21 protein-coding genes and 2 tRNA genes are annotated in these 21785 nt (G+C 55.4%); 10 read left to right on the top strand and 13 right to left on the bottom strand.

What is annotated here, in order from left to right; all coding sequences use genetic code 11:
* Positions 1-30: 30 nt before the first annotated feature.
* Together BFG58_RS06650 and BFG58_RS06645 are read right to left on the bottom strand one after the other, a co-directional pair.
* A complete protein-coding gene (locus BFG58_RS06650; RefSeq protein ID WP_045908356.1) occupies positions 31-537 on the bottom strand; it encodes a CS1 type fimbrial major subunit in 507 nt (168 codons plus the stop codon).
* A 75-nt stretch (positions 538-612) separates the two neighbouring features.
* A complete protein-coding gene (locus tag BFG58_RS06645; protein WP_048027623.1) occupies positions 613-1356 on the bottom strand; it encodes a fimbrial protein in 744 nt (247 codons plus the stop codon).
* Between the two features lie 309 nt (positions 1357-1665).
* Here BFG58_RS06645 and BFG58_RS06640 point away from each other — a divergent pair, with 309 nt between their 5' ends.
* Positions 1666-2421, top strand: coding sequence for a winged helix-turn-helix domain-containing protein (locus BFG58_RS06640; RefSeq protein ID WP_048027267.1), 756 nt, complete (start codon positions 1666-1668; stop codon positions 2419-2421).
* Entirely contained in the window at positions 2418-2894 is a 477-nt protein-coding gene (locus BFG58_RS06635) for a hypothetical protein (protein ID WP_069719488.1), read from the top strand. Before BFG58_RS06640 ends, BFG58_RS06635 begins: the two co-directional genes overlap by 4 nt.
* A gap of 55 nt (positions 2895-2949) precedes the next feature.
* On the opposite strand, the gene yccA is transcribed toward BFG58_RS06635, so the two are convergent.
* Positions 2950-3609, bottom strand: coding sequence for an FtsH protease modulator YccA (gene yccA / locus BFG58_RS06630; protein ID WP_023335168.1), 660 nt, complete (start codon positions 3607-3609; stop codon positions 2950-2952).
* A 270-nt stretch (positions 3610-3879) separates the two neighbouring features.
* On the opposite strand from yccA, the gene BFG58_RS06620 reads away from it, so the two are divergent.
* Positions 3880-5508: an ABC transporter substrate-binding protein gene (locus tag BFG58_RS06620; protein ID WP_069719487.1), complete on the top strand. Its 1629-nt coding sequence runs from the start codon at positions 3880-3882 to the stop codon at positions 5506-5508.
* Positions 5509-5638: 130 nt separating this feature from the next.
* Positions 5639-5726: transfer RNA gene (locus BFG58_RS06615), tRNA-Ser, on the top strand.
* 63 nt (positions 5727-5789) lie between these two features.
* Here the strand turns inward: BFG58_RS06615 and BFG58_RS06610 are convergent.
* Positions 5790-6194 carry a GNAT family N-acetyltransferase gene (locus tag BFG58_RS06610; RefSeq protein WP_048027271.1) on the bottom strand — a complete coding sequence of 135 codons (405 nt, stop codon included), beginning with the start codon at positions 6192-6194 and terminating at the stop codon, positions 5790-5792.
* A 314-nt stretch (positions 6195-6508) separates the two neighbouring features.
* On the opposite strand from BFG58_RS06610, the gene BFG58_RS06605 reads away from it, so the two are divergent.
* Entirely contained in the window at positions 6509-6766 is a 258-nt protein-coding gene (locus tag BFG58_RS06605; protein WP_021240841.1) for a YjhX family toxin, read from the top strand.
* Between the two features lie 106 nt (positions 6767-6872).
* Here BFG58_RS06605 and BFG58_RS06600 read toward each other — a convergent pair whose 3' ends face one another.
* From BFG58_RS06600 to BFG58_RS06580, 5 genes are all read right to left on the bottom strand, one after another.
* Positions 6873-7709 carry an alpha/beta fold hydrolase gene (locus BFG58_RS06600; RefSeq protein WP_045908349.1) on the bottom strand — a complete coding sequence of 279 codons (837 nt, stop codon included), beginning with the start codon at positions 7707-7709 and terminating at the stop codon, positions 6873-6875.
* A 155-nt stretch (positions 7710-7864) separates the two neighbouring features.
* On the bottom strand, positions 7865-8083 hold the full coding sequence (locus BFG58_RS06595) for an acyl carrier protein (protein ID WP_008499867.1): 219 nt from the start codon (positions 8081-8083) through the stop codon (positions 7865-7867).
* Between the two features lie 17 nt (positions 8084-8100).
* Complete coding sequence (locus BFG58_RS06590) at positions 8101-9534, bottom strand: AMP-binding protein (RefSeq protein WP_069719486.1); 1434 nt, start codon at positions 9532-9534, stop codon at positions 8101-8103.
* Entirely contained in the window at positions 9531-10649 is a 1119-nt protein-coding gene (locus tag BFG58_RS06585) for an MBOAT family O-acyltransferase (protein WP_069719485.1), read from the bottom strand. Before BFG58_RS06585 ends, BFG58_RS06590 begins: the two co-directional genes overlap by 4 nt.
* A 128-nt stretch (positions 10650-10777) precedes the next feature.
* A complete protein-coding gene (locus tag BFG58_RS06580) occupies positions 10778-11914 on the bottom strand; it encodes a D-alanyl-lipoteichoic acid biosynthesis protein DltD (protein WP_069719484.1) in 1137 nt (378 codons plus the stop codon).
* A gap of 278 nt (positions 11915-12192) precedes the next feature.
* Here BFG58_RS06580 and BFG58_RS06575 point away from each other — a divergent pair.
* Positions 12193-12280 (top strand) — tRNA-Ser (locus tag BFG58_RS06575).
* 69 nt (positions 12281-12349) lie between these two features.
* Here BFG58_RS06575 and BFG58_RS06570 read toward each other — a convergent pair.
* Complete coding sequence (locus BFG58_RS06570) at positions 12350-13231, bottom strand: AraC family transcriptional regulator (protein ID WP_048222395.1); 882 nt, start codon at positions 13229-13231, stop codon at positions 12350-12352.
* A gap of 229 nt (positions 13232-13460) precedes the next feature.
* Between BFG58_RS06570 and BFG58_RS06565 the strand changes: the two genes are divergently transcribed.
* Genes BFG58_RS06565 through BFG58_RS06550 form a run of 4 tightly spaced genes read left to right on the top strand, consistent with a single transcriptional unit; the run spans position 13461 to position 18402 of the window.
* Positions 13461-15299 carry a DUF2264 domain-containing protein gene (locus BFG58_RS06565; protein WP_069719483.1) on the top strand — a complete coding sequence of 613 codons (1839 nt, stop codon included), beginning with the start codon at positions 13461-13463 and terminating at the stop codon, positions 15297-15299.
* Positions 15296-16576: an oligosaccharide MFS transporter gene (locus tag BFG58_RS06560; protein WP_063621329.1), complete on the top strand. Its 1281-nt coding sequence runs from the start codon at positions 15296-15298 to the stop codon at positions 16574-16576. The genes BFG58_RS06565 and BFG58_RS06560 overlap by 4 nt, the downstream gene beginning before the upstream one ends.
* 13 nt (positions 16577-16589) lie before the next feature.
* Positions 16590-17780 carry a glycoside hydrolase family 88 protein gene (locus BFG58_RS06555; protein ID WP_069719482.1) on the top strand — a complete coding sequence of 397 codons (1191 nt, stop codon included), beginning with the start codon at positions 16590-16592 and terminating at the stop codon, positions 17778-17780.
* 22 nt (positions 17781-17802) lie between these two features.
* The gene (locus tag BFG58_RS06550; protein WP_069719481.1) at positions 17803-18402 is read left to right on the top strand and encodes a DJ-1/PfpI family protein; all 600 of its coding nucleotides are present in this window, start codon (positions 17803-17805) and stop codon (positions 18400-18402) included.
* 123 nt (positions 18403-18525) lie between these two features.
* Here BFG58_RS06550 and BFG58_RS06545 read toward each other — a convergent pair whose 3' ends face one another.
* Genes BFG58_RS06545 through hpxO form a run of 3 tightly spaced genes read right to left on the bottom strand, consistent with a single transcriptional unit; the run spans position 18526 to position 21679 of the window.
* Positions 18526-19461, bottom strand: a complete 936-nt coding sequence (locus tag BFG58_RS06545) for a PDR/VanB family oxidoreductase (RefSeq protein ID WP_069719672.1) — start codon at positions 19459-19461, stop codon at positions 18526-18528.
* Positions 19462-19472: 11 nt separating this feature from the next.
* Positions 19473-20510 (bottom strand): molybdenum cofactor-independent xanthine hydroxylase subunit HpxD, encoded by a 1038-nt coding sequence (gene hpxD, locus BFG58_RS06540; RefSeq protein WP_048027296.1) that lies wholly within the window; start codon positions 20508-20510, stop codon positions 19473-19475.
* A 14-nt stretch (positions 20511-20524) separates the two neighbouring features.
* Positions 20525-21679, bottom strand: a complete 1155-nt coding sequence (gene hpxO, locus BFG58_RS06535) for an FAD-dependent urate hydroxylase HpxO (protein WP_069719480.1) — start codon at positions 21677-21679, stop codon at positions 20525-20527.
* Positions 21680-21785 lie beyond the last annotated feature (106 nt).

Genomic DNA, 21785 nt, shown 5'->3' with positions numbered 1-21785 from the left:
CTCTGACGTTATTCCTTAGGTGCTGTGGTGTTACGCACCGCCTTCCGTGGTCGTCGCCTGCGTCAGCATCAGGCTGACAACGCCGCTGTACTGACCGGTTTTCAGAATGCCTTTGGTGGTCTGGGAAATGGTCAGCGGCAGTACCGCTGAACCATTTTCAATGCTCCCCGGGAACAGTTCGGCGCCTGTATATTCCACATCTGCGGTAGAGAGGGTTTTATCACCCAGAATCACCGTCATTGGGATGGTCTCAGCACCGTCGGCATTCGCCAGCTTCGCGGCGCTTACCAGACGGACTTTTACGTTGCTGGTCGCGGAGTTAGACCACACCTTGGTATTCAGGCGGTAGCTTTCCAGGCCACGGCCAGGCAGGTACTGCATATCGATGCTTGCCGGCAGCGGCGTGTTATCGGCCTGGGTCATATCCAGCTGTGAATCAACGCTGGCGTTGACGGTAATATCTTTTTGAATCGCCAGCGCGTTAACGGACGTGGTCATCGCGGCAACAATCATCAGAGGTTTAAAATACTTACGCATTGATATCTCCATATTTACAAATGAGCACCCTGGCTCTTTAAACAAACCCTTTGGGGTCTTTACGGTAACGTCGTGTTATTGCACGACGGGTAAATCAGCTTCTTCAGCGGTTTTATTCAGCCAGTTGAAGTAGCGGAATTTATATTTCTGGCCTTGTGCCTTCGCGAGCGTTTTTAATTTCCGTTCGGTATCCGGATAAATCGTCGCGTCTTCTTTAATCCATCTGCACGACGAATCCGCATCACAAATACCGATCTCTCTCAGCGGCACGCGCAACGTGCCATTGTTTTTTAACGTTCCCCTCTGAGGGTCAATCGACAGCGAAACCACGCTTTTTTCCGGTGCGAGATGGATCAGGGCGCCCCAGATTACATTGACGCCCAGTCTTGCCGTCGCAGCAGGGCTTTCTGCCTTGCCCGGAATAATGCTGTCAGGCTGCTTGACCCCTTCAAAATAGACGCGCCAGGTCGTCTCTTTTTCCGGGGGCGTAAGCGATACCAGGCGAACCACGCGCATTGCGCCTGCCGCAAGGGCGAATTTTTCCGGCGTGACAACAACGCCACCCTCTTTCCACGACGCCACATCAATCTCTTTTTCCAGGGCCGTGCCGGGATTAAGAATTTTCTTTTGCCTCACCCGAATGAACTGAATATCATCCGTTTTTGACGCCACCTTAATTTGCGCCGCACCGGACTTATCCACGTTAAGTTCCATGGGATACACGCTCATATTGGCCAGTGCCATTTCCGGGAAAAATGGCAATGACAGCGCGGCGACATAAAAGGCGGTTGTGACGCTCACTCTTTTTTTCTGTTTCACGATCAAGTCTGCCTGCTCTGAGTTTAAAGGCGGCGCGTTAACACCAGGACACCGTCTGCTTTCGTATCGCTTCAGGGCAGGGAAACTTTAACCAGAACAGCGGTTTGTGAAAATTTGTATTAATTAACTCGTTATATACAGTTTTTTATCCTGATTTTCTGGCTTTAAGGTTGTATAGTTAAGCGAAAATACCGCGACCAGGGATGGAGAGAAAATTCCTTCTGATGAAAAAATAAGCAAGTCAGGAGGGGGTTTTCATGTCGATGTACCAGGGATTAAAAAGCATGCGGTAACAGCCGAGAATAAAAGATGTTTTTTATATGCAATAATTCGTTGTTATTTGATCCTGAAGCACATGCAATAAGTCTTGTTGGGCAACCGGAATCTGTATTAACGCTTTCGGCCCCCGCCGTTCGTCTTTTACAGGAATTTATTAAGCACAAAGGGCACGACCTGAGTCGGGAGGAATTGATTACCCGCGTGTGGGAGGAGTTTGGCTTTACGCCATCGGGAAATAATCTCAATAAAGCGGTGAGCGAATTACGTAAAAGCTTCCAGGCACTGGGAGAGGGGTACGAATTTATCGTAACCGTACCCCGTTATGGGTTTCGTTTTGAGGCCGATGTGATTTTTCAGCCCGGAGAGCGTATTCAACCCGCCGAACCGCAGCCTCAGTCTGCAGCGAAAGTGGAAAAGCCACAACGCGCTTCCCTGAAACGATGGGGGATGACGGCCGTATTGATTATTGCTGCATTGGGGGCGAGCTTCTACTTTAGCCGGCAGCAGGGGATATTCGTTCCGGCGAAACTCATGCCGGTTAAGGAGAAAATCGCGCATTGTCGTCTCTGGATTATCAACGATCACGGAAGACCGCTGGTGTTATCGAAATTAGCGGCGCAGCTGGCGGCCAATAACGTGGCGTGCGAACGAGAGGAGTACGACATTTATTATTTCAGTGCCCGTTTTTCTATTGCCGCCGCAGATGAGGTGTTCATTGGCGCCTGCCCGGTCAGTCAATCCAGCCTGTGCAAAACCATCCGTTATAAAAGCGGGGCACAAAAATGAAAATAAAACTTCTTTTTGGGCTGGGTGGTGCATTGGTCGGCAGTGCCCTGGCGCTGTTTTACTATTCCGGCTGTGTGTTTAAAAAGGATGTGCTGGCCTGCAGCACCGAATTTAACTTTACGCGCAATGAGGGAAAATCCAGCGAAGTGAAGGTCAATACCGTTGCCCAGTTCTATTTTCATCGGGACGGTACCGGAGTGACCACCTATAAAGGCGCGGCAAGGGCTGACGGGCAAAATCTGATCGTTGACAGGGACGTGGACTTTACCTGGCAGCAGCGGGACGATGATAACGTCATTGTGTTGAGCTACACCGAAACCTGGCGTCGACACAACGACAATACGCCCGACGCCCAGTGGGGGAGCTTTGCCAGTCCGACCGCACGCTACTATCTCACCATCTCTGAACTCTCGCCTTCCGTGTGGCTGATTCAGGACCGGCGCTATCCGACCTATATTTGCCGGGGTGAGTAGGGCATAAAAAAAAAGGAGAATGCCGGGGCATTCTCCTTTTTCATATCCGTTGTGCTTAATCGCGGCTGGCGAAGCCCAGGATGCTCAACAGGCTGACGAAGATGTTGTACAGCGACACATACAGGCTCACGGTGGCGCGAATATAGTTCGTCTCACCGCCGCGAATGATGTTGCTGGTTTCAAACAGGATCGCGCCGGAAGAAATCAGAATAAACACGGCGCTGATCGCCAGATGCAGGGCAGGCAGTTGCAGGAAGATGTTGGCCACCATACCCACCAGCACCACCACAACCCCCGCCATCAGCATGCCGCCGAGGAAGGACATGTCCTTACGGGTGGTCAGCACGTAGGCCGAGCAGCAGAAGAACACCAGTGCGGTACCGCCCAGCGCCATGCCGATAAGGTCACCCATACCGGCAGACAGATACGCGTTCAGCATCGGTCCCAGGATGTAGCCCAGGAAGCCGGTGAAGGCAAACGCGGACAGAATACCGACCGGTTTGTCAGCGGTTTTGTAGGTCAGGAACATCAGGCCATACATGCCCACCAGGGTCAGGATCAGCCCCGGAGACGGCAGCATCAGCACGGTGCTGGCGGTGGCGGTGATCGCGGAAAACGCCAGCGTCAGGCTGAGCATGAAATAGGTATTGCGCAGCACCTTGTGGGTGCTGAGTAGCGATGTGCGGTCGCGTGAGGAAGTAATTATACGATCCATGAGTCACTCTCTTATGACAGATGTAATTAACGGAAAGAATAGGAAACGGCGCGTCACTCTCAAAGTGGTTTTACCCATCTTTACTCAGCAGGTTAGCGCGGGAGCTGGTTGTTTCTTCTGCATAAATACGTTTCACCAGTATGAACAGCGGTTTGACGCGATTAATCAGATCAACCTCTTATAGGTTACTGAAAATTATTGCGTTATTACCATAAGGCCGCTAAGAGTTATTTCCGGATCGTCACAAAAACAGACAATAAGGCGAAGGAAATGAAACCACAAACACGCACGCGCTTTACGCTCTCTTTGTTAACCGCCGGGATCCTGTGCGCCAGCACGGCAGCCTGGGCGGCTAACGTGCCGGCAGGAACGCAGCTGGCCGATAAGCAGGAACTGGTCAGGAACAACGGTAATGAGCCCGCTTCGCTCGACCCGCATAAAGTCGAAAGCGACGTCGAATTCAATATTATCAGTGATTTATTCGACGGGCTGGTCAGCGTTTCCCCGTCGGGTGAAGTTCAGCCACGGCTGGCGGAAAAATGGGAGAACAAGGACAACACCGTCTGGACGTTCCATTTGCGTCCGGGCATTACCTGGAGCGACGGCACTGCAATCACCGCGGAAGATGTGGTCTGGAGCTGGCAGCGTCTGGTTGATCCTAAAACCGCTTCACCGTATGCCAGCTATCCAGGCAACATGCACATCGTAAATGGTGCGGATATCGCCCAGGGGAAAAAAGCGCCCGATACGCTGGGCGTGAAAGCCATTAACGACACCACGCTGGAAGTGACATTGACTCAGCCTAATGCGGCATTCCTCGCGATGCTGGCGCACCCGTCGCTGGTGCCGGTGGATAAAGTGCTGATTGGCCGCTTTGGCGACAAGTGGACCAAGCCTGAACATATCGTGACCAGTGGGGCCTATAAGCTATCCCAGTGGGTGGTCAACGAACGCATCGTGGCGGAGCGCAACCCGCGCTACTGGGATAATGACCATACCGTGATTAACAAGGTGACCTATCTGCCTATCACCTCCGAGGCCGCGGATGTGAACCGCTATAAAGCGGGTGAAATTGATATTGTCTACACGGTGCCGATCAACCAGTTCGCGCAGCTCAAGAAAACCCTGGGCAGCCAGCTGGATGTCTCTCCGCAACTGGCGACCTATTACTACGAATTCAATACCACCCGGCCGCCGTTCAACGACGCCCGCGTGCGTAAGGCGCTGAACATGGCGCTCGATAAAGACATCATTGCCGGGAAAGTCTTAGGGCAGGGGCAGCGCCCGGCGTGGCTCATCAGCCAGCCGGATATCGGCGGCGTTAAGCTTCAGAATCCAGACTACGCCAGTTGGCCGCAGGACAAGCGCATCGCTGAGGCGAAAAAACTGCTCAACGAGGCCGGGTACAACGAAAGCCACCCTCTGAGCTTCAACCTGCTCTATAACACTTCTGAATCGCACCAGCGTATCGCGATTGCGGCCAGCTCTATGTGGAAGAAAAACCTCGGCGTGGAGGCGAAGCTGCAAAATCAGGAGTGGAAAACCATGCTGGATACCATGCACACCCACAACTTTGACGCGGTGCGTTACGCCTGGATTGCCGACTACGACGATGCGGCGACCTTCCTGAACACCTTCCGCACCGGCGACAGCGAAAACACCAGCCAGTACAGCAATCCGGAATATGACCAGGCGCTGGTGAATGCCGCAAAAGCCAAAACAACGGAAGAGCGGGGTAAGTTCTACCAGCAGGCGGAAGATCTGCTGGGACGCGATGTGCCCGCCATTCCGGTTTATCACTACGTCCGTACGCACCTGGTTAAACCGTGGGTGGGCGGATTTACGCCGGATAAGCTGGGGTACTATTACACGAAAGACATGTACATCAAGAAACACTAAGCCTGTGCTGATAAAATCGTCGATGTGTTGTCAGTTCAACCGATTAAACACGTTTTGACTATTTTTACAGCGAACGATTGCTGGCACTCTTTACAGCACGCGGTGAGGTGTTTATAGTTCGCCTCACTCAGGAAGTGTGGCCGAGCGGTTGAAGGCACCGGTCTTGAAAACCGGCGACCCGAAAGGGTTCCAGAGTTCGAATCTCTGCGCTTCCGCCAGATATAAACCCCAGGTTACTTGTTAACCTGGGGTTTTCTTTTGCCTTAACGCAGGTTTGTTCTTCACCAGATTCTGGCCATTCCTTCGCTTGCCGGGCGAACGAGCGTAAAACCAAATTTAGTATAAAGCTCAGGCACATCGGCCATTAAGCAAACGTACGCTCCTTTACAGGCGTGGTTATCCAGCCAGGCAACAAGCGTTTCCATAATGACTCTGCCCAGTCCTTTCCCCTGATGAAGCGGATCAACCGCGACGTCGACGATATCAAAATTCAACGCACCATCCCCTACGATGCGCCCCATACCGACCGGTTTTCCCTGAAACACTATATGCATTCCATAGCAGCTGCCGGGCAGCGCTTTTCGGGCGGCCTCCAGCGGGCGAGGGCTAAGACCCGAGATTTCGCGCAGCCGGCAAAACGCTTCTGCAGTGGGGACGGTTTCAACCACGGTATAGTTATCAGGCATAAGAAGAGCTCCAGTCGGTGTTCAGTAAAGGGCTTCAGTCTGGCAGTAAAATTGACGAAAGACGATTTTACGGACCGATCCCGTTCACACTTTTAACCTCTCACTATTCCCCTGTAAAAAACTGGCGTTATCATTCACCCCGTAAATACCTTTTCATCGCTTACCGAGGCTTTGATGCTGGAGAATGTTTTCATCAGATAATCAGCTTCCCGCCCTTTTCAGGACGGACTGGTTATCGCTGCGCTTAAACCTTACGCACGCACCTGCGGGTGTGGGCACGTTTTTACGCATGATGATTACACAGGTTTTCCAGTATGAATTTATCCCGTCAGGAACAACGTACCTTACACGTTCTCGCCAAAGGTGGACGTATTGTGCACGTCCGCGACAGTTCTGGCCGCGTCACGTCCGTTGAGTGCTATACCCGTGAAGGGCTGGTGCTGAGCGACTGCACGCTCAGCGTCTTCAAAAAACTCCGCACCAAAAAGCTGATCCGATCCGTGAACGGGCAACCTTATCGGATCAACACCACCGGGCTGAACAACGTTCGCGCCCAGCTGGATAATCGCTAAGCAGAATAAACAACGCCACCCTCGGGTGGCGTTCATGCATTTAATGGAATATCGTAGCGGAATGTAGGCCGGGTAAGCGCAGCGCCACCCGGCAAGAAACGCGGCGTTATGAGCGAATAAAAGCCAGAATGTCCGCGTTGATAGTATCCGCATGGGTGGTATGCATCCCGTGCGGGAAGCCCGGATAAATTTTCAGCACGCTGTTCGCCAACAGCTTGTCTTGGAGAAGGGCGGCATTTTTATACGGTACAACCTGATCGTCATCGCCCTGCAACACCAGAACGGGAACCGTGATGGTTTTCAAATCTTCCGTCTGGTCGGTCTCTGAAAACGCCTTAATCCCCTCATAGTGGGCTTTGGCGCTTCCGATCATACCCTGTCGCCACCAGTTCTGGATCGTACCCTGCGAAACCTCGGCGCCATCGCGATTAAAACCGTAGAAAGGACCGCTGGCAACGTCGAGATAAAACTGGGCGCGGTTAGCCGCCAGCGCTTTGCGGAAGCCGTCGAAGACCTCGATGGGCGTTCCGCCGGGATTCGTCTCCGTTTTGACCATCAGAGGCGGGACGGCGCTCACGAGCACCGCTTTGGCGACGCGCCCCTGCGGTTGTCCATACCGCGCAACATAGCGGGCGACCTGGCCGCCGCCGGTGGAGTGACCGACATGCACGGCATTGTGCAGATCCAGGCTTTCAACCACGGCTGACGCATCGGCCGCATAATGATCCATATCGTGGCCTTCACTCACCTGGTCCGATCGTCCATGTCCGCGGCGATCGATAGCGATAACGCGATAGCCTTCTGCAAGGAAGAAGAGCATCTGGTTATCCCAGTCATCGGCACTCAACGGCCAGCCGTGGTGGAAGACAATGGGCTGGGCCTCTTTTGGGCCCCAGTCTTTGTAGTAAATATTGACGCCGTCTTTCGTGGTTACGAATGCCATACCGCAGACTCCTCTGTTAAGAACAACACGACCCCTAAAGTGTAGGAGAAATCACAAAAGCGGTTGGTTTAATTCCGGTGAAGGATATTCATTTTGCGTCTGGGCTCTGGCGCGATGCGCCAGAGCCTTCAGGACAGGATTAACAGCAGAGGCGTTTAGCGGTTTTCTTCAATATAGCGGGCCAGGTCCGCCGGGGTTTTCAGCACCGTCGCCACGTCTGTCGGCGGGATCATGCAGCCGTAAACGTCCTGTACTTCCAGGACCATATCGACCGCCAGGATGGAGTCGAGAATGTCGGATTCAATCAGTTCATCGTGAAAGCCCACCTTACGGGATAACACTTTTTCGAACAGGGCGAGAATTTCTTGTTCCATAATTTTTCCTGGGGTCATTAATTTGTGCGGGCGTAAGCGTCCAGCAGCTTGCGGTCAATTTTGCCGTTAGGATTCAGCGGCAAAGCGTCTTTTACGATAATTTGTGAAGGCACCATATAGTGGGGAACCACCTTCGATAGCGAGGTTTTGATGGTATCCGGCGCCAGCTCTGTCACGCAGAACGCGGCAATGCGCAGCACGCTGCCGCAGGATTTCATCAGCGGCAGAACCACCGCTTCGTTGATGCCGGACATCGCCAGCAGGCGGTTTTCGATCTCGTTAATTTCAATACGGTAGCCATTCAGTTTGACCTGGCTGTCGTTGCGGCCCTGACAGTAGATGAGCCCCGCTTCATAACCCAGATCGCCGGTCCGGTAGCCGCGAAACGCCTCGTTTTCCCGATGAAGTAATTTCGCCGCGTTCTCCTGCGGCAGGCCGAGGTAGCCGCGCATGACATTTTTCCCCCAGATGATCAGCTCGCCTTCAGCGGAAATTTCCATTCTGCTCTCAGGCATCATGACCCCCACCGGCAGCACGGCGCTGTCGCTGTTCAGGATCGCATCCGTGATCTCGACGACGGTTGTTGCGATGGTCGCTTCCGTTGGGCCATAGGAGTTAATAATTTTGGCCTGCGGGAAACGGCGGCGCAGCTGTTTGACCAGCGCTTTATTCAACACTTCACCAATGAAGATAAAGACGCTCAGCGCAGGCAAATACTCGCTGTTGAACTGCGGGGAAAGCAGCTGCTGATACGCAAAAGAGGGGGTGGAAACCCAGGCGGAGACGGCGTTGCTTTTCAGTCGCTCCAGCCAGTTCTCTTTCTGAATATCGTCTTTGGCGTTCAGCACGATGTGTCCACCCATCGCCAGATTCGCCAGCAAAGGGATCAGGGAGAGGTCAAAACTGAACACCGCGTGGTTCATCAGCACCGGTTTTTCCGGCAGCGAAAAGTCCTGGCTGACCCATTTCATGAAGTGCCACACGCTTTCACGCCCAATCTGCACACCTTTAGGCTTGCCGGTGCTGCCTGAGGTAAACATGATATAGGCCAGATCCTGCTCCTCCAGCACCTTGCCCGGTTCACCGGTGGCGATGAACTGCCGGGTCACGACGTCGTAATAGTAAGGGGCGCTGGCCAGATGGCAGATCTCCCGCAGGCGCTCCTGCGGGTAAATGCAGTCCACCGGAATGTACGGAATGTTGTGTAGCAGGCAGCTATAAATCGCCACGGCGAACTCGGCCTGCTGGTGTCCGTACAAGACGACCGGCGTACCGGCAACAGGCTGGCAACGCTGATAGCGCTGAGCCCAGTCCGTCACGGCAGCGGAAAGCTGCAGCCAGCTTAAGGCTTCGTCGCTGCCGCTGATGGCCAGCTGCTGCGGGGAGGCGGGATCGTATAATGCCGCACGCAAGAAATTCTGCAGTTCCTGAAGATCGGAGTGATTTTTCATAGAGGTGACATTCCACTAAAGATGTAAAGGGAGCCCGCGGCGCTTCCCAGCGTCAGAATGCGTCCCAAAAACGCAACAGCCGGATACTGCAACCCGCGGTGTAACGCCGGGCTGCGTTTGGCTGACCACAGCAGCATGTTGTGAGCGACAGAGATGGCGCCAAACAGCGCGCCGCTGATGACGTAATGGCGTTCCAGGCCATTCCATGCCCCCATGCAAAACAGGGTGCAAAAAATACCGATATTTTGCGCCAGCGTTTTGTTCTGACGGAAAAAGTTGAACTTCATCAGGTTCATATAAACGGGCATAAAGACCACATCGCGCAGCCATTCAGACAGGCTAATGTGGAAGCGGCGCCAGAAGTCCTGCGGATTCTTTGCCAGAAGCGGCATATTGAAGTTTGCCGGAATATTCAACCCAAACAGGCGGCCCGCACCGATGGTCATATTGCTGTAGCCCGCAAAATCAAAGTAGAGGTAGGCGCTATAGGCAATCGACATCACCACGCCCACGGTCAGCGTAAACGGCTTATGGCTCCAGGGCTGCACGACAAGTGAATCAACCAGCATGGCAAACAGGAACTTCTGGACAATGCCGGTAATGATTTGCTCCAGCGCCACTAAAAACTGTTCGCGGTTAAGGGCAAAGACGGGCTTGCTGACGTCGCTCATCCATGTCCGCCAGCGATACATTGGGCCCGCCAGAATAATAAAGGGCATAAACAGATAGCAGAAATAATGCAGGAAATTCTGCCCTTCTTTTTTACTGCGATAGAGCAGCACGTCCACCGCGCGGAACGTCATAAAAGAGAGGCCGATCATGCCGAGATGATGATTAAGGTGCAATTTCACCAAAAATAAAGGCAGCAGCGTTAACACAATCGCCTGCCATGTTTTTAACCATCCTTTTTCTTTTAACGTGGCGACAAGGTAAAAACTGAAAAAAACGACCGCGGGAACACGGTAATCACCCTGAAAAATATAGCCCCAGCCTAATGCGGCGAGGACGGATAACGCCGATAAATACGTCAGGCGATGACGTAATACGCGATTGACCAGCGCAAACGCCAGGGCGGATGAAAATAAATAGACAAAAAACATGCCTGAGCTATACATCATTCGGCCTCAGAACTTTTGATATTCAAAATGCAGCTGCATACTCATGCTGTCATCGACAGAGGTCCACGCGACGATGGTGATCGCCAGCAGGAGATAAAGGAAAAAAAGACGGATCGCGATTTTCATTATTTAAAGCTCTGTGCAATAAAGCGAATCATAGGAACCCAGGCCAGCTCGGAAGGGTGCAAACGATCCCAGTTCCAGCCATTCTGATAAGGCATGGCGTACATATCTAAATAGGGGATCTGGTTCGCTTCCAGAATGGTTTGAATTTGCTTATCAACCGGGCGGAAGGTATCGGTATTGTAAAGCGCCCAGGGGTTAACCGGGTCGACGATAGCAATCACCTGCACGTGACGGTCTTTCAGCAGCTGGACGGTTTTTCTGAACGCGGCGATTTGCGCAGGTACGACCGGCGTGTCATCCCACTGTTGTCGCGTACCGTCCTCCTCGTAAATCGTTTTGTCCATCCACAGGGTGGCCGCGCTCTGCTGGCGTTTTTTATTTAACTCGCGGGCATTCGCCAGCTCTTTATCCCAGTCTGGGGCAATATGGGTGGTTGGCTGCGGCGGCCACGGCTGTACCGTCCGGGGCGTAACGTTGAGCAGCGCCAGCCAGTCGTTTTTTATCATGGTGCAGACGTTGGCAAACTGGAAACTCACCTCGTCCCATATCAGATCGGGGTGCCAGCCAAAGACACGCATTTGACCAAAGGTTAAATGGCTTATTTCTTTACTATCAATATGTTTTAAATAATTGACTAATATTGGGCGCGCCTGCGGATCCTTCATCAAAGGATTAAAAATAGAGCCCGGGAAATTATCGGCGTAGATAGCAGGTGGCAGACCTTTTGAGTAAAAGCTGTCAGGTGCCAGAAGCAAAACAACTTTACTGTTTGCGTTAAGGCTATTTTTAAAACGTGAGAACAGTAAAAACTGCGTTTCGTCATCGACAAACGCATCGCCATACGCCACGACGGGTTTGTGTAATTGCTTATTAAAATAATTATAGACAGCGTAATGTTCATCTTCTGAGGTCGCTACCTCAGACGCACCAATGAAGAATATCGCATTCCCTTCTAAAGCATGAGAAATAGTGGCAATTTTTTCCGCTTGTTCTTTAGGCGTGCCCGCCATTGATTTAATCAGCGGCTGGAAGGCGAGCGGTGGATCGAAGCTCGTCACCAGCGGGTGAATACAAAGGAACAAAATGGCCAGGGTTGCCATCAGGATATGTAAGCAAAGCGTATTTTTGATTTTCATCATCAACCCGTAACACTGCATGGCAGTAATGTCTAAAATCTGCGGGAATTCAGATTTATAACAATTACACTACAAATGACCGTCTATTTTTGTGGCATTCTATACCAGAGCGATTTAAAAGGATGAGCGTTGCTATGTTACGGTATGTACAAGGTCGTGGAGAGTGACGTGAGGTCAGCGTGCGGGTGACTTTTTGCGCAGTCAAACGCGTGTGGGGAAAAATAGAAAAATTCCTGCTTTACAAGGCGCTAATAGATGTTTATAGTGCGCCTCACTTTGGAAGCGTGGCCGAGCGGTTGAAGGCACCGGTCTTGAAAACCGGCGACCCGAAAGGGTTCTAGAGTTCGAATCTCTACGCTTCCGCCAAATTCGAAACCCAGGTCGTTATGCGACCTGGGTTTTTTTGTGCATAAAACCTCCGGCCAGGCTGGAGGTTCAGCAAACCTGTCCAAAATCGCCCTGAGAGAGAATCCTGGTGCAGCGGATACTGCGCCGATACTGCAGTGGCGTCTGACGCATCATCTTTTTAAAGCAGGTAATGAAATAGGTCACCTCGCTAAACCCGACTGCCAGGGCAATAGCGTCAACAGGCTCATCGCTGTACCGTAACAGCTCGCAGCTGCTTTTTATTCGCCGGGTCAGCAAATATTCGTGGATGGTACCGCCGGTCTGCTGGCGGAAAATGCGTGAGGTATAGCTGCGTGAAAGCCCCAGGTCGTGGGCTAACTGGTCGAGCGAAAACTTGCTGGCATAGTGGGCTTCGACCCAGCTCATAATCCGCGAGGCGACGGTCTGCTGGCGCGGCGGGTAGGGCTGCGGCTGCTCGGGCAGAAACGTCATGAGTTGCATCATCAGAAAGGCCACCTCGCAGGCCTCGGTCTGCTCGTTGCCCTCCAGGCGCTGAAACTGTTCAAGGATCCGCTCGATAAACGCCGCGTGATTGCTGAGATCGTAAATCTGTGCTGGCAGATTGCTGGCGGCCAGCGCGGCGAACCGGGCCTGATGGCGCGGGAAGGCGCCGAGCGCACTTTCGACGACCGATTGCTCAATGTGCATGGTCGTGCGGTGATAGGGGTTCTTATCGCTATGATCGACCTGCACTTTGTGCAAACGGAAGGGCGGGAAGATAAAGAGTCGCCCCGGACGGGCGGTGTAGTGCTGGTTATCCACCACCACGATGCCGTAGCCGCTGGAGATATAGAGCAATTCAACGCATTGATGCCAGTGGTAGTAAATCGCACTGGTGGTGTACATGCGGTTAAAAGAAATGGCCTGCCGATCGAGCGTAATGCGTTCCAGTAGTTGCGTTTCACCCATATTACCTCCAGAACAACAGATTTAAATTTTTAGGCCATCATTTGTAATTTATCCCCCTCGCGTTCGACAAAATCCAGAAAAAATGAAATGGCGGTTTAATTTTGTGAGTCTGCTCACTCAGCGCCAGGAATAAAAGCAGTTACTCTTCATTCAGACGTCGCACTCGTGGCTTTAAAAAAGCCTAATAACAATAACTTATCTCTACCCTCGTGTAATGCGGGAGGACCCTGTGCAACCTGAAAATATTCATCTGGATAATCCACTGACAAGCCGTGAAGAGGTGCTACGGCTGGTCAACGACATGCTGAACGCGGTGGCGCCCTGGTTTAAAAAAGACGCCAGCCGCATTGATTTAGCGAACTTTACCGCTCACTACGGTCAGCAGGTGGCGAGCATGGAAACGTTTTCCCGCCTGCTGTGGGGCGTGACGCCGCTGTTGGCTGGCGGCAGCGAGCCGCAGCACTTCTCATTCTATTTACAGGCGATAAAAAACGGCACCGATCCGCAGCATGCCGATTACTGGGGCGATGTCGGGCCTTACGATCAGCGAATCGTCGAGATGGCAGCCTACGGGCTGCTGCTGGCGCTGGCGGGTGAAACCGTACTGGCACACTTCACTGAGACGGAGAAAGAGCATTTATGGCGCTGGCTAAAGCAGTGCGAGACCCAGGAAATCCCCGATAACAACTGGCACTTCTTCCCGATTCTGGTGCAGGTCGGCTTCCATTATTGCGGCATGCCGACCAACCCGCAGGCGCTGGAAGATCATTTTGCTGCCATGGAGCACTACTACCTCGGCGATGGCTGGTATTCCGATGGTCCGGGACGGCCGCGCGACTATTACATCTCGATGGGCTTCCATTTCTATGGCCTGATTTACGCGAAGCTCATGGCCGGAGTCGATCCGAAGCGCTGTGCAACGCTGCGTGACCGGGCCGCGCGTTTCTCCACTGACTTCATCCATTTCTTTGCCGAAGACGGCGCGGCAATCCCGTTTGGCCGTAGCCTGACCTACCGCTTTGCCGAGGCGGCGTTCTGGAGTGCGGCGGCCTTCGCCGGGCTGGAAGTCTTTTCGCCCGGCGTGATGAAGGGCATCGTCCTGCGTCATCTGCGCTGGTGGCTGAAGCAGCCGATATTCGACCGCGACGGCGTACTGAGCGTCGGTTACAGCTATCCGAACCTGGCGATGGCGGAAGACTACAACGCGCCGGGGTCGCCGTACTGGGGCCTGAAGACCCTGCTGGTGCTGGCATTAGATGAGGGCGATGCCTTCTGGCAGGCGGCTGAGCTGCCGCTGCCGCCGTTGCCCGCGCAGCACACGATAGCCCACGCGGATCAGGTGGTGGTACATCAGGCCGACCACCTGTGGATGCTAACGTCCGGCCAGCTGGAGCTGAACAACTTCGTGAACACCGAAGCGAAATACTGCAAATTTGCCTATTCCACCCGCTTTGGCTTCACCATCGAACGCGGCCGCTACGGTCTGAACCATGCCGCGCCCGATTCGATGCTGCTGCTGGCCGAAAAGGACAACTACTGGCGTGGCCGCCGCGAGTGCCAGCACGTGGTCACCGCTGACGGCACTATTTATAGCCGCTGGCTGCCGTGGCACGACGTGGTGATTGATAGCTGGCTGCTGGCGCTGGGCGATTGGCAACTGCGCGTTCATCGTATCGATACCCGGCGCGCGCTGGACTGCGCGGAAGGGGGCTTTAGCCTGGCAAACCGCCCGCAGCCGCAGGTACACGAGAGTGACGGCGCCTGCTGGTTACGCAATGCCCGGGATGTCTCAGCCATTTTCTGTTTACATCCGCACGCTCGCCGCGGCGAGACGGTGTTGACGCCGCCAAACAGTAATCTGCTGTTCGCCGAGCGCGCAGCGGTGCCGGTGCTGCGCGGCGAGCTCGACCCCGGTACGCATGTGTTAATCAGCGCGGTGTGGGCGGGAAATGCCGCCGACTTCGATCCTCAACGCTGCCCGCAGGCCTTCATTAGCGATGACGCGGTACGCTTCGTGACGGCACGACAAGAAACGACGCTCGTTCTGGCTCCGGAGGCATCGCTATGAGCACATCATCGTCCGTACGCGCCGCTCAGTACAAAATGAGTACCTTTATTTTCCTTTACTTCTTCACGTGGTCATCCAGCTTTGGCCTGTACGCCCTGTGGCTGAGCCAGAAAGTGGGCCTCGATAGCGTCACCATCGGCAGCGTGTTCGCTATAAATGGCGTCTTCGCGGTGGTCCTGAAGCCGGTGTATGGCTACATCATGGACAAAATCGGCATGAGCAAGTGGCTGCTCTATTTTGTCTGCGCCATTTCTGCGCTGATGGCGCCGTTTTTTGCGCTGGTTTACCAGCCGCTGCTGCAAAGCCATGCGATGGCGGGGATTATCATCGGCGCGCTGTATCTAAGCCTGGGCTGGTACGCCGGTGTGGCGGCGTCTGAATCTTACGCCGACCGCTTTAGCCGCCTGTACGGACTGGAGTTTGGCCGCATCAGAATGTGGGGTTCACTGGGCTGGGCGATGGCGGCGTCGGTCTCCGGGCTGTTGTTTAATGTCACCCCGCTGGCCAACTTTCTCCTCAGCAGCGGTACCTCGGTACTGATGCTGCTGGTGCTGATTAGTCTCAAAATCGGCGATGAGCAGCTGCGCAATAACAGCGTCATTTCCGCTAATAAGATCGTCTTCGCCGATGTGCTGATGCTCCTGAAAAACCGCAAATTCTGGATGTTCAGCCTCTATGTCGCCGGGGTGGCGTGGATGATGTTTATCGCCGAACAGCAGTTCCCGCGCTACTTCGTCTCGTTCTTCGCCACCAAAGAGCAGGGGAATGCCTGGTACGGCTACCTGAGTACCGTCCAGTCGGGGATGGAGTTCGTGATGATGATGTTTATCCCGTGGCTGGTGAACCACTACGGTGCTAAGCGCGGCCTGCTGTTCTGCGGCTGCGTGGTCGGGGCACGGCTGATCGCCTCCGGGCTGACCAGTGACCCGATTGTTATCTCCATCATCAAACCGTTTTATGGCGTCGAGATCGCGCTGCTGCTCATCTCCGTCTTCAAATACATTGCCGAACATTTCCATCGTCGGGTTAACGCCACGATGTACCTGCTGGGCTACCAGGCGATGATTTACGTGGGTTCGATTGTGGTCGCCCCACCTGCCGGCTATCTGTACGACAAGATTGGCTTTGAGCATACCTATCTGCTGATGGGCAGCTGCGCCCTGGTATTTACGCTGATTTCCGCCTTTACGCTGTCGCGCTGCCAGTCGACGCGCGATGACTCACGATCCTTTGCTCCGGCTTTAGATACCGCCCCGGTTGAACCGGCCAAACATTAATTCAGGAGTTGTTATGACCAAATCTGTTATCACCGAAGCGTTGCGGCCGATCGAACTGCATCAGGTCGATCGCCTGGTACTGAGCCAGAAGCTGGAAGCGGCGTTAGCCCGCGTCACGCGCAAGCTCGACAACAATATTGTCGCCTTCGGCGATAAGTTCCCCGGTGAGGCCTGTGAGAAGGGGGTCTGGCCGCGCACCGATAACGTGGAATGGACCACCAGCTTTTGGCCTGGCCAGCTGTGGCTGGCGTGGGAGATGACCGGCAAAGCGCATTATCGCGAAGCCGCCGAACGCTATTTACCGTCGTTCGCCCGGCGTATTGAGCAGCGCATCGACACCGCAACGCACGATCTCGGGTTCCTCTATTCGCTCTCCTGCATCAGCGCCTGGCGCCTCACCGGTAACGAAGCCGCTCGCCAGTCGGCGCTGCTGGCAGCCGAGCGCCTGATGGAGCGTTTTAACCCGACGGCCAACATTATTCAGGCGTGGGGTGATTTAAACGACCCGGAGCAGCAGGGGAGAATGATCATCGACTGCAACATGAACCTGCCGCTGCTGTACTGGGCCAGCGAACAGACCGGGGATCCGCGCTATGCGCAGGCGGCGACGGCTCATGCCGGACAGGCCGCGAACTATATCGTGCGTGAAGATGCCTCGACTTATCACACTTACTATATGGATGTGCAGACGGGTGAGCCGCGCTTTGGCAACACCCATCAGGGTTACAGCGATACCTCGTGCTGGTCGCGCGGCCAGGCATGGGGCATTTACGGCTTCCTGCTCAGCTATCAGCACACCGGCGATAAGCAGATGGTTGAGCTGTCCCGCAGCCTGGCGCATTACTTCCTCAACCGTCTGCCGGAAGATGATGTTTGCCACTGGGATTTGGCGCTGCTCGGTACCGACGCCGTGCGCGACAGTTCAGCGGCGGCGATTGCCGCCTGTGGCCTGCTGGAGCTGGTCAAGGCGCTGCCGACGCTCGACGCAAACCGTGCGTATTATGAAGAGATGGCGCTGCGTATTGCGCTGTCGCTGACCGATAACTACCTTGCTCACGACGACGATCCGACCGAAGGGCTGCTGCAGCACTCGGTTTATCATATGGGCAGCGGTAAGGGCGTCGATCAGTGCTGTAGCTGGGGAGACTATTTCTATCTTGAACTGCTGGCGCGGCTGCGACAGATTTGGCACCCGTACTGGTAACCCTTAAGCAATGGAGAGCAAAATGAAAAGCGTAGCCGTGCTATTAGCCCCTGGTTTTGAAGAGGGGGAAGCGATTGTCACTATCGATATCCTGCGCCGCCTGAATATTTCGGTGCAGACGATTGCCTGCGGCGAGAGTCGCGAAGTGGTGAGCTATCACGCCATCCCTATGGTGGCGGACAGTACTCTGCAGGCCAGCCTCGACCGTACCTTTGACGCCGTGGTGTTACCGGGCGGCCCGCAAGGCAGCGTTAACCTGGCGAAAAGCGCGGAGGTCATTGCCTTCGTCCGCCGCCACGATGAAGCGGGCAAATATATCTGCCCGATTTGTTCCGCCGCCGCCCGCGTGCTGGGCGGCAATGGACTGCTGAAGGGGCGTCGCTATGTCTGTTCCGGCGATCTGTGGAAAACAGTCAGCGATGGCATCTACGTCGATGCCGACGTGGTGGAAGACGGCAATCTGCTGAGCGGCCGTGGGCTGGGTAAAGTGTTTGATTACGCCTTTACCCTGGCGGCGCGATTGCAGGGCGATGACGCGTTGGCGCGCGAGCAGGCCAGCCATATTGATTATGCGTGGCAGGATAGCAAGCCCGTTTACGGGCTGGCAAAGCGCGATTTGTAAGTTTCGCCCGGCGGCGCTACGCTTGCACGGGCCTACAATGAATAGTGCAATATATTGATATTGTTACGGATTATAGGCCGGGTAAGCGCAGCGCCACCCGGCAAGAAAGCGTGTGCAGACGGTTTACAGCCCTATCACCAGCTCCCCGGAATGGCTCCGCGAGCAGCACAGCGCCACCTGCTGGTCCGTTGCGCTTTTTTCCGCCTCCGACTGCACGCTATCCCGGTGATCCACCACGCCGTCAATCACCGGCGTCAGGCAGGCTCCGCAGATCCCCATCTCACAGGAAAGCGGGACCGCCACGCCATTTTCCTGCAGCACCTGGGCGATGGTTTTATCCGCAGGCACCAGCCAGCGCTCCCCGGTGGAGGCCAGCTTGACCGTGAAGATCTCCCCGGTTTCACCGCCTGCGGCGGGCGCAACGGGCTGAAACGCCTCGCTGTGAAGATGGGCGTCATCCCATCCCTTTGCCGTGGCGACCTCACGCACTTTTTCCATAAAACCTGCCGGACCACAGACCCAGGCGTGAAGGCCCGATTCGGCCGCCGGGAGATGTTCCGCCAGCGCGGTGCGCGGGCTGGCGGTATGAATGATGCACTCATCGCAAAGCGAGAGTTCGCGCGTAAACGCCGCGCTTTCCCGGTTCCTGACGTAGTAGTGCAGCGTGAACGGCGTTCCGGTCGCCTTCAGCTGCAGGGCCATCGCATACAGCGGCGTAATGCCAATTCCCGCCGCCAGGAGCAAAACCCGCTCTGCCTGCTGAAGCGGAAACAGGTTGCGCGGGGCCGATATCATCAGCTTCTGCCCGGGACGCAGCGTCTCGTGAACGTAGCGCGACCCGCCACGCGAGGCGGTTTCTCGCCCCACGCAGATCAGGTAGCTCTCACCGCTACACGCTCCGGTCAGGGAATACTGGCGAACCACGCCGCAGGGCAGGTGAACATCAATGTGTGCGCCGGGCTGCCACGGTGGCAGCGCTTCGCCGTCTTCCGCCACCAGCCTGACGGCGAGGCTTTTGTCGCCCTCGCGCCACAACCCGTCAACAATTACGCTCAGCATATCGGCCTCCGTCATACCAGGAAAAACTCGCCAAAGCCCATCTTCTTCAGTCCCCGACGGTAGGCAATCGAGCTTTTATCAGCGGGGATATGCGCTTCCAGGGTCAGGTCCAGCGGCAGGCTTTCCGGACGCTGGGTTTCCACCATCAGACGGTCCTCTTCAAAAATCCGCAGATTGAAGGCATGCACATCTTCCACCGGAATATGCAGGTCAAAATTGCGGGCGATAGGGGCGAACATGCGGGTCACGCGCGATGACACCGGCGATGCGGCGTTCATAATGACCAGTCTTGATTCACCCGGAAAATGAATCGTCAGGGTGGCGGTGAACGGCAGGTGCATCTCAAAATGGCGCAACCACTGGAACCCTTCCGGGGCCTGCACGGGGGAACTGGCGGGATAGTTGCTCACGGAGCTCCAGTAATCCGCCACGAAGCCAAACGGCGTCTCCTGCGGCTGATAGTGGGGCACCAGCGGGTTATTGGGGTCCGCAAAAGTATCAGTGTGGATCCAGGCAAAGTGCGCCACGTCCAGAAAACCCTCTACCTGACGTCCGGCAAAGCCGTTGACCTCAAACGCGGGGCAGTTAATCTGCTGAAATCCGTCGTCATCCCAGTGCGGCATGGTGGGCAGCGGCGCGGGGTTTTCCGGATCAAACGCCAGGCAGGTCCAGATGAGCCCGAACCGCTCCTCCACGGCGTAGTTAATCAGGTTCAGCTTCGCCGGAACGGGCTGGTCGGGGCTGGAGGGAATACGGTTGCAGCGCCCGTCCTCCCCAAAGCGTAAGCCATGATAGGGGCAGATAATCCCATGCTCGTCGTGAAAGCCGAGCGTCAGCGGCACGCCGCGGTGCGGGCAAACGTCACGGGCGACCACGACCTGGTCGTTAATGCGGTAAATCACCAGCTGTTCATCCAGTAGCGTCGCTTTGACTGGCGCCGGTCCGACGTCGCAGGCACGCGCGACCGGATGCCAGCATTTCGCCAGACGCAGCCAGTCCTCTGGCTCAAACGTACAGTGGGCGGGTGGAGTCGGTTCTCTTTTCATCATTATCCCTCTTACATTCAGCCTAACGGGCCGCCCTGAATGGTCTCGCACAGACCGTTGATGATGCGCTCTCCGGTCTCCTCTCGAAGCTCCTGATACCAGGCCTGCGTCAACGCCATGTCTTTGCCGTGGGTGACGTCGCAGCGCTTACGTGCCTTCAGCACCAGGTCGCGCACCCGGTCGCAGCGCAGCGCCTCGTACTGCCGAAGCGCCAGCGTGATGTTGTGGTTTTCACGCAGGCATTCCCCCAGCACCACGGCGTCTTCCATCGCTGCGCAGCCGCCCTGGCCGATATCCGGCGTGGTGCTGTGCCCGGCATCGCCCAGCAGCGCGACGTTGCCGCGTACCAGACTGTCGAACGGCTCAATGTCGTGGATTTCAATCCGGTTGGTGGTTTCAGGATCCAGCGCCGCGATAAGCGTCTGCACCGGCGGCGCCCAGCCGCGGAAGTAGCCCGTGAGATCGGCGCGCAGGGTAGTGCGATCCTCCGCCAGACCCGCAGGGAGCGGCACGTCAAAGAAGAAGTAGAAGCGTCCACCGGAGACGGGCATCAGCGACACCCGTTTGCCTTCGCCAACGAAGGTGGTCCACTGGTGCGCCGGGGCGATCTCCTCGTCAATCTTCACCAGCCCGTTCCAGTTCACGTAGCCGGCGTAGCGGCGCTCGGGGGTATACCCCAGCACGTACGGGCGAACCGCCGAGTGGCTGCCGTCGGCGGCAATCAGGAAATCCCCGGCAGCTGTGCTGCCATCGGTGAAGGTGACGCTCACGCCAGCCTCGTCTTCATGGACGCGTTCCACGCGCTTGCCGAACTGCACCTTGTCGCGCCCCCAGAAGTCCAGCATTTCGCGCTGAAGCTCAGCGCGCGAGACGGGGCAGGGACGCCCGCCGGTACGCTCAACCAGCGGGGCAAGGCTAAAGCGGGTCAGGGTATCGCCGCGACGGTAATCCTTATAGGCCATAAAACGCATCGGTCCGCCGTAGGTCTCGATGATGTCGCCCATGCCGAGGTGCTGCATGCATTTCACGCCGTTCGGCCAGATGGAGATGGCCGCCCCGACGGGCCTGATCTCCTTTACGGCTTCAAACACGGTACAGTCGATGCCCGCTTTCTTCAGCGCGACGGCGGCGCTCAGGCCGCCAATACCCGCACCAATAACGATTGCTCTCATGCTTCTCTCCTTTTGCAGGGTGTAAAGACATTCAGCAATTTGCGTACCAGGCTGCAGAGTGGTGAAAACGGCGTTGTGAGGGAGATGTTTGCACTGCTAAGGTGCG

Origin of the sequence: Enterobacter sp. ku-bf2, from assembly GCF_001742765.1 — a bacterium.
Lineage (GTDB): Bacteria > Pseudomonadota > Gammaproteobacteria > Enterobacterales > Enterobacteriaceae > Enterobacter > Enterobacter quasiroggenkampii.
This window is presented reverse-complemented; position numbering and strand designations above follow the sequence as displayed.

What these genes read in the sequence shown, in the direction of transcription:
- BFG58_RS06650 (WP_045908356.1), bottom strand. Translation starts at nt 537, where the DNA reads ATGCGTAAGTATTTTAAACCTCTGATGATTGTTGCCGCGATGACCACG.
- BFG58_RS06640 (WP_048027267.1), top strand. Translation starts at nt 1,666, where the DNA reads ATGTTTTTTATATGCAATAATTCGTTGTTATTTGATCCTGAAGCACAT.
- BFG58_RS06635 (WP_069719488.1), top strand. Translation starts at nt 2,418, where the DNA reads ATGAAAATAAAACTTCTTTTTGGGCTGGGTGGTGCATTGGTCGGCAGT.
- yccA (WP_023335168.1), bottom strand. Translation starts at nt 3,609, where the DNA reads ATGGATCGTATAATTACTTCCTCACGCGACCGCACATCGCTACTCAGC.
- BFG58_RS06620 (WP_069719487.1), top strand. Translation starts at nt 3,880, where the DNA reads ATGAAACCACAAACACGCACGCGCTTTACGCTCTCTTTGTTAACCGCC.
- BFG58_RS06610 (WP_048027271.1), bottom strand. Translation starts at nt 6,194, where the DNA reads ATGCCTGATAACTATACCGTGGTTGAAACCGTCCCCACTGCAGAAGCG.
- BFG58_RS06605 (WP_021240841.1), top strand. Translation starts at nt 6,509, where the DNA reads ATGAATTTATCCCGTCAGGAACAACGTACCTTACACGTTCTCGCCAAA.
- BFG58_RS06600 (WP_045908349.1), bottom strand. Translation starts at nt 7,709, where the DNA reads ATGGCATTCGTAACCACGAAAGACGGCGTCAATATTTACTACAAAGAC.
- BFG58_RS06595 (WP_008499867.1), bottom strand. Translation starts at nt 8,083, where the DNA reads ATGGAACAAGAAATTCTCGCCCTGTTCGAAAAAGTGTTATCCCGTAAG.
- BFG58_RS06590 (WP_069719486.1), bottom strand. Translation starts at nt 9,534, where the DNA reads ATGAAAAATCACTCCGATCTTCAGGAACTGCAGAATTTCTTGCGTGCG.
- BFG58_RS06585 (WP_069719485.1), bottom strand. Translation starts at nt 10,649, where the DNA reads ATGTATAGCTCAGGCATGTTTTTTGTCTATTTATTTTCATCCGCCCTG.
- BFG58_RS06580 (WP_069719484.1), bottom strand. Translation starts at nt 11,914, where the DNA reads ATGAAAATCAAAAATACGCTTTGCTTACATATCCTGATGGCAACCCTG.
- BFG58_RS06570 (WP_048222395.1), bottom strand. Translation starts at nt 13,231, where the DNA reads ATGGGTGAAACGCAACTACTGGAACGCATTACGCTCGATCGGCAGGCC.
- BFG58_RS06560 (WP_063621329.1), top strand. Translation starts at nt 15,296, where the DNA reads ATGAGCACATCATCGTCCGTACGCGCCGCTCAGTACAAAATGAGTACC.
- BFG58_RS06555 (WP_069719482.1), top strand. Translation starts at nt 16,590, where the DNA reads ATGACCAAATCTGTTATCACCGAAGCGTTGCGGCCGATCGAACTGCAT.
- BFG58_RS06550 (WP_069719481.1), top strand. Translation starts at nt 17,803, where the DNA reads ATGAAAAGCGTAGCCGTGCTATTAGCCCCTGGTTTTGAAGAGGGGGAA.
- BFG58_RS06545 (WP_069719672.1), bottom strand. Translation starts at nt 19,461, where the DNA reads ATGCTGAGCGTAATTGTTGACGGGTTGTGGCGCGAGGGCGACAAAAGC.
- hpxD (WP_048027296.1), bottom strand. Translation starts at nt 20,510, where the DNA reads ATGATGAAAAGAGAACCGACTCCACCCGCCCACTGTACGTTTGAGCCA.
- hpxO (WP_069719480.1), bottom strand. Translation starts at nt 21,679, where the DNA reads ATGAGAGCAATCGTTATTGGTGCGGGTATTGGCGGCCTGAGCGCCGCC.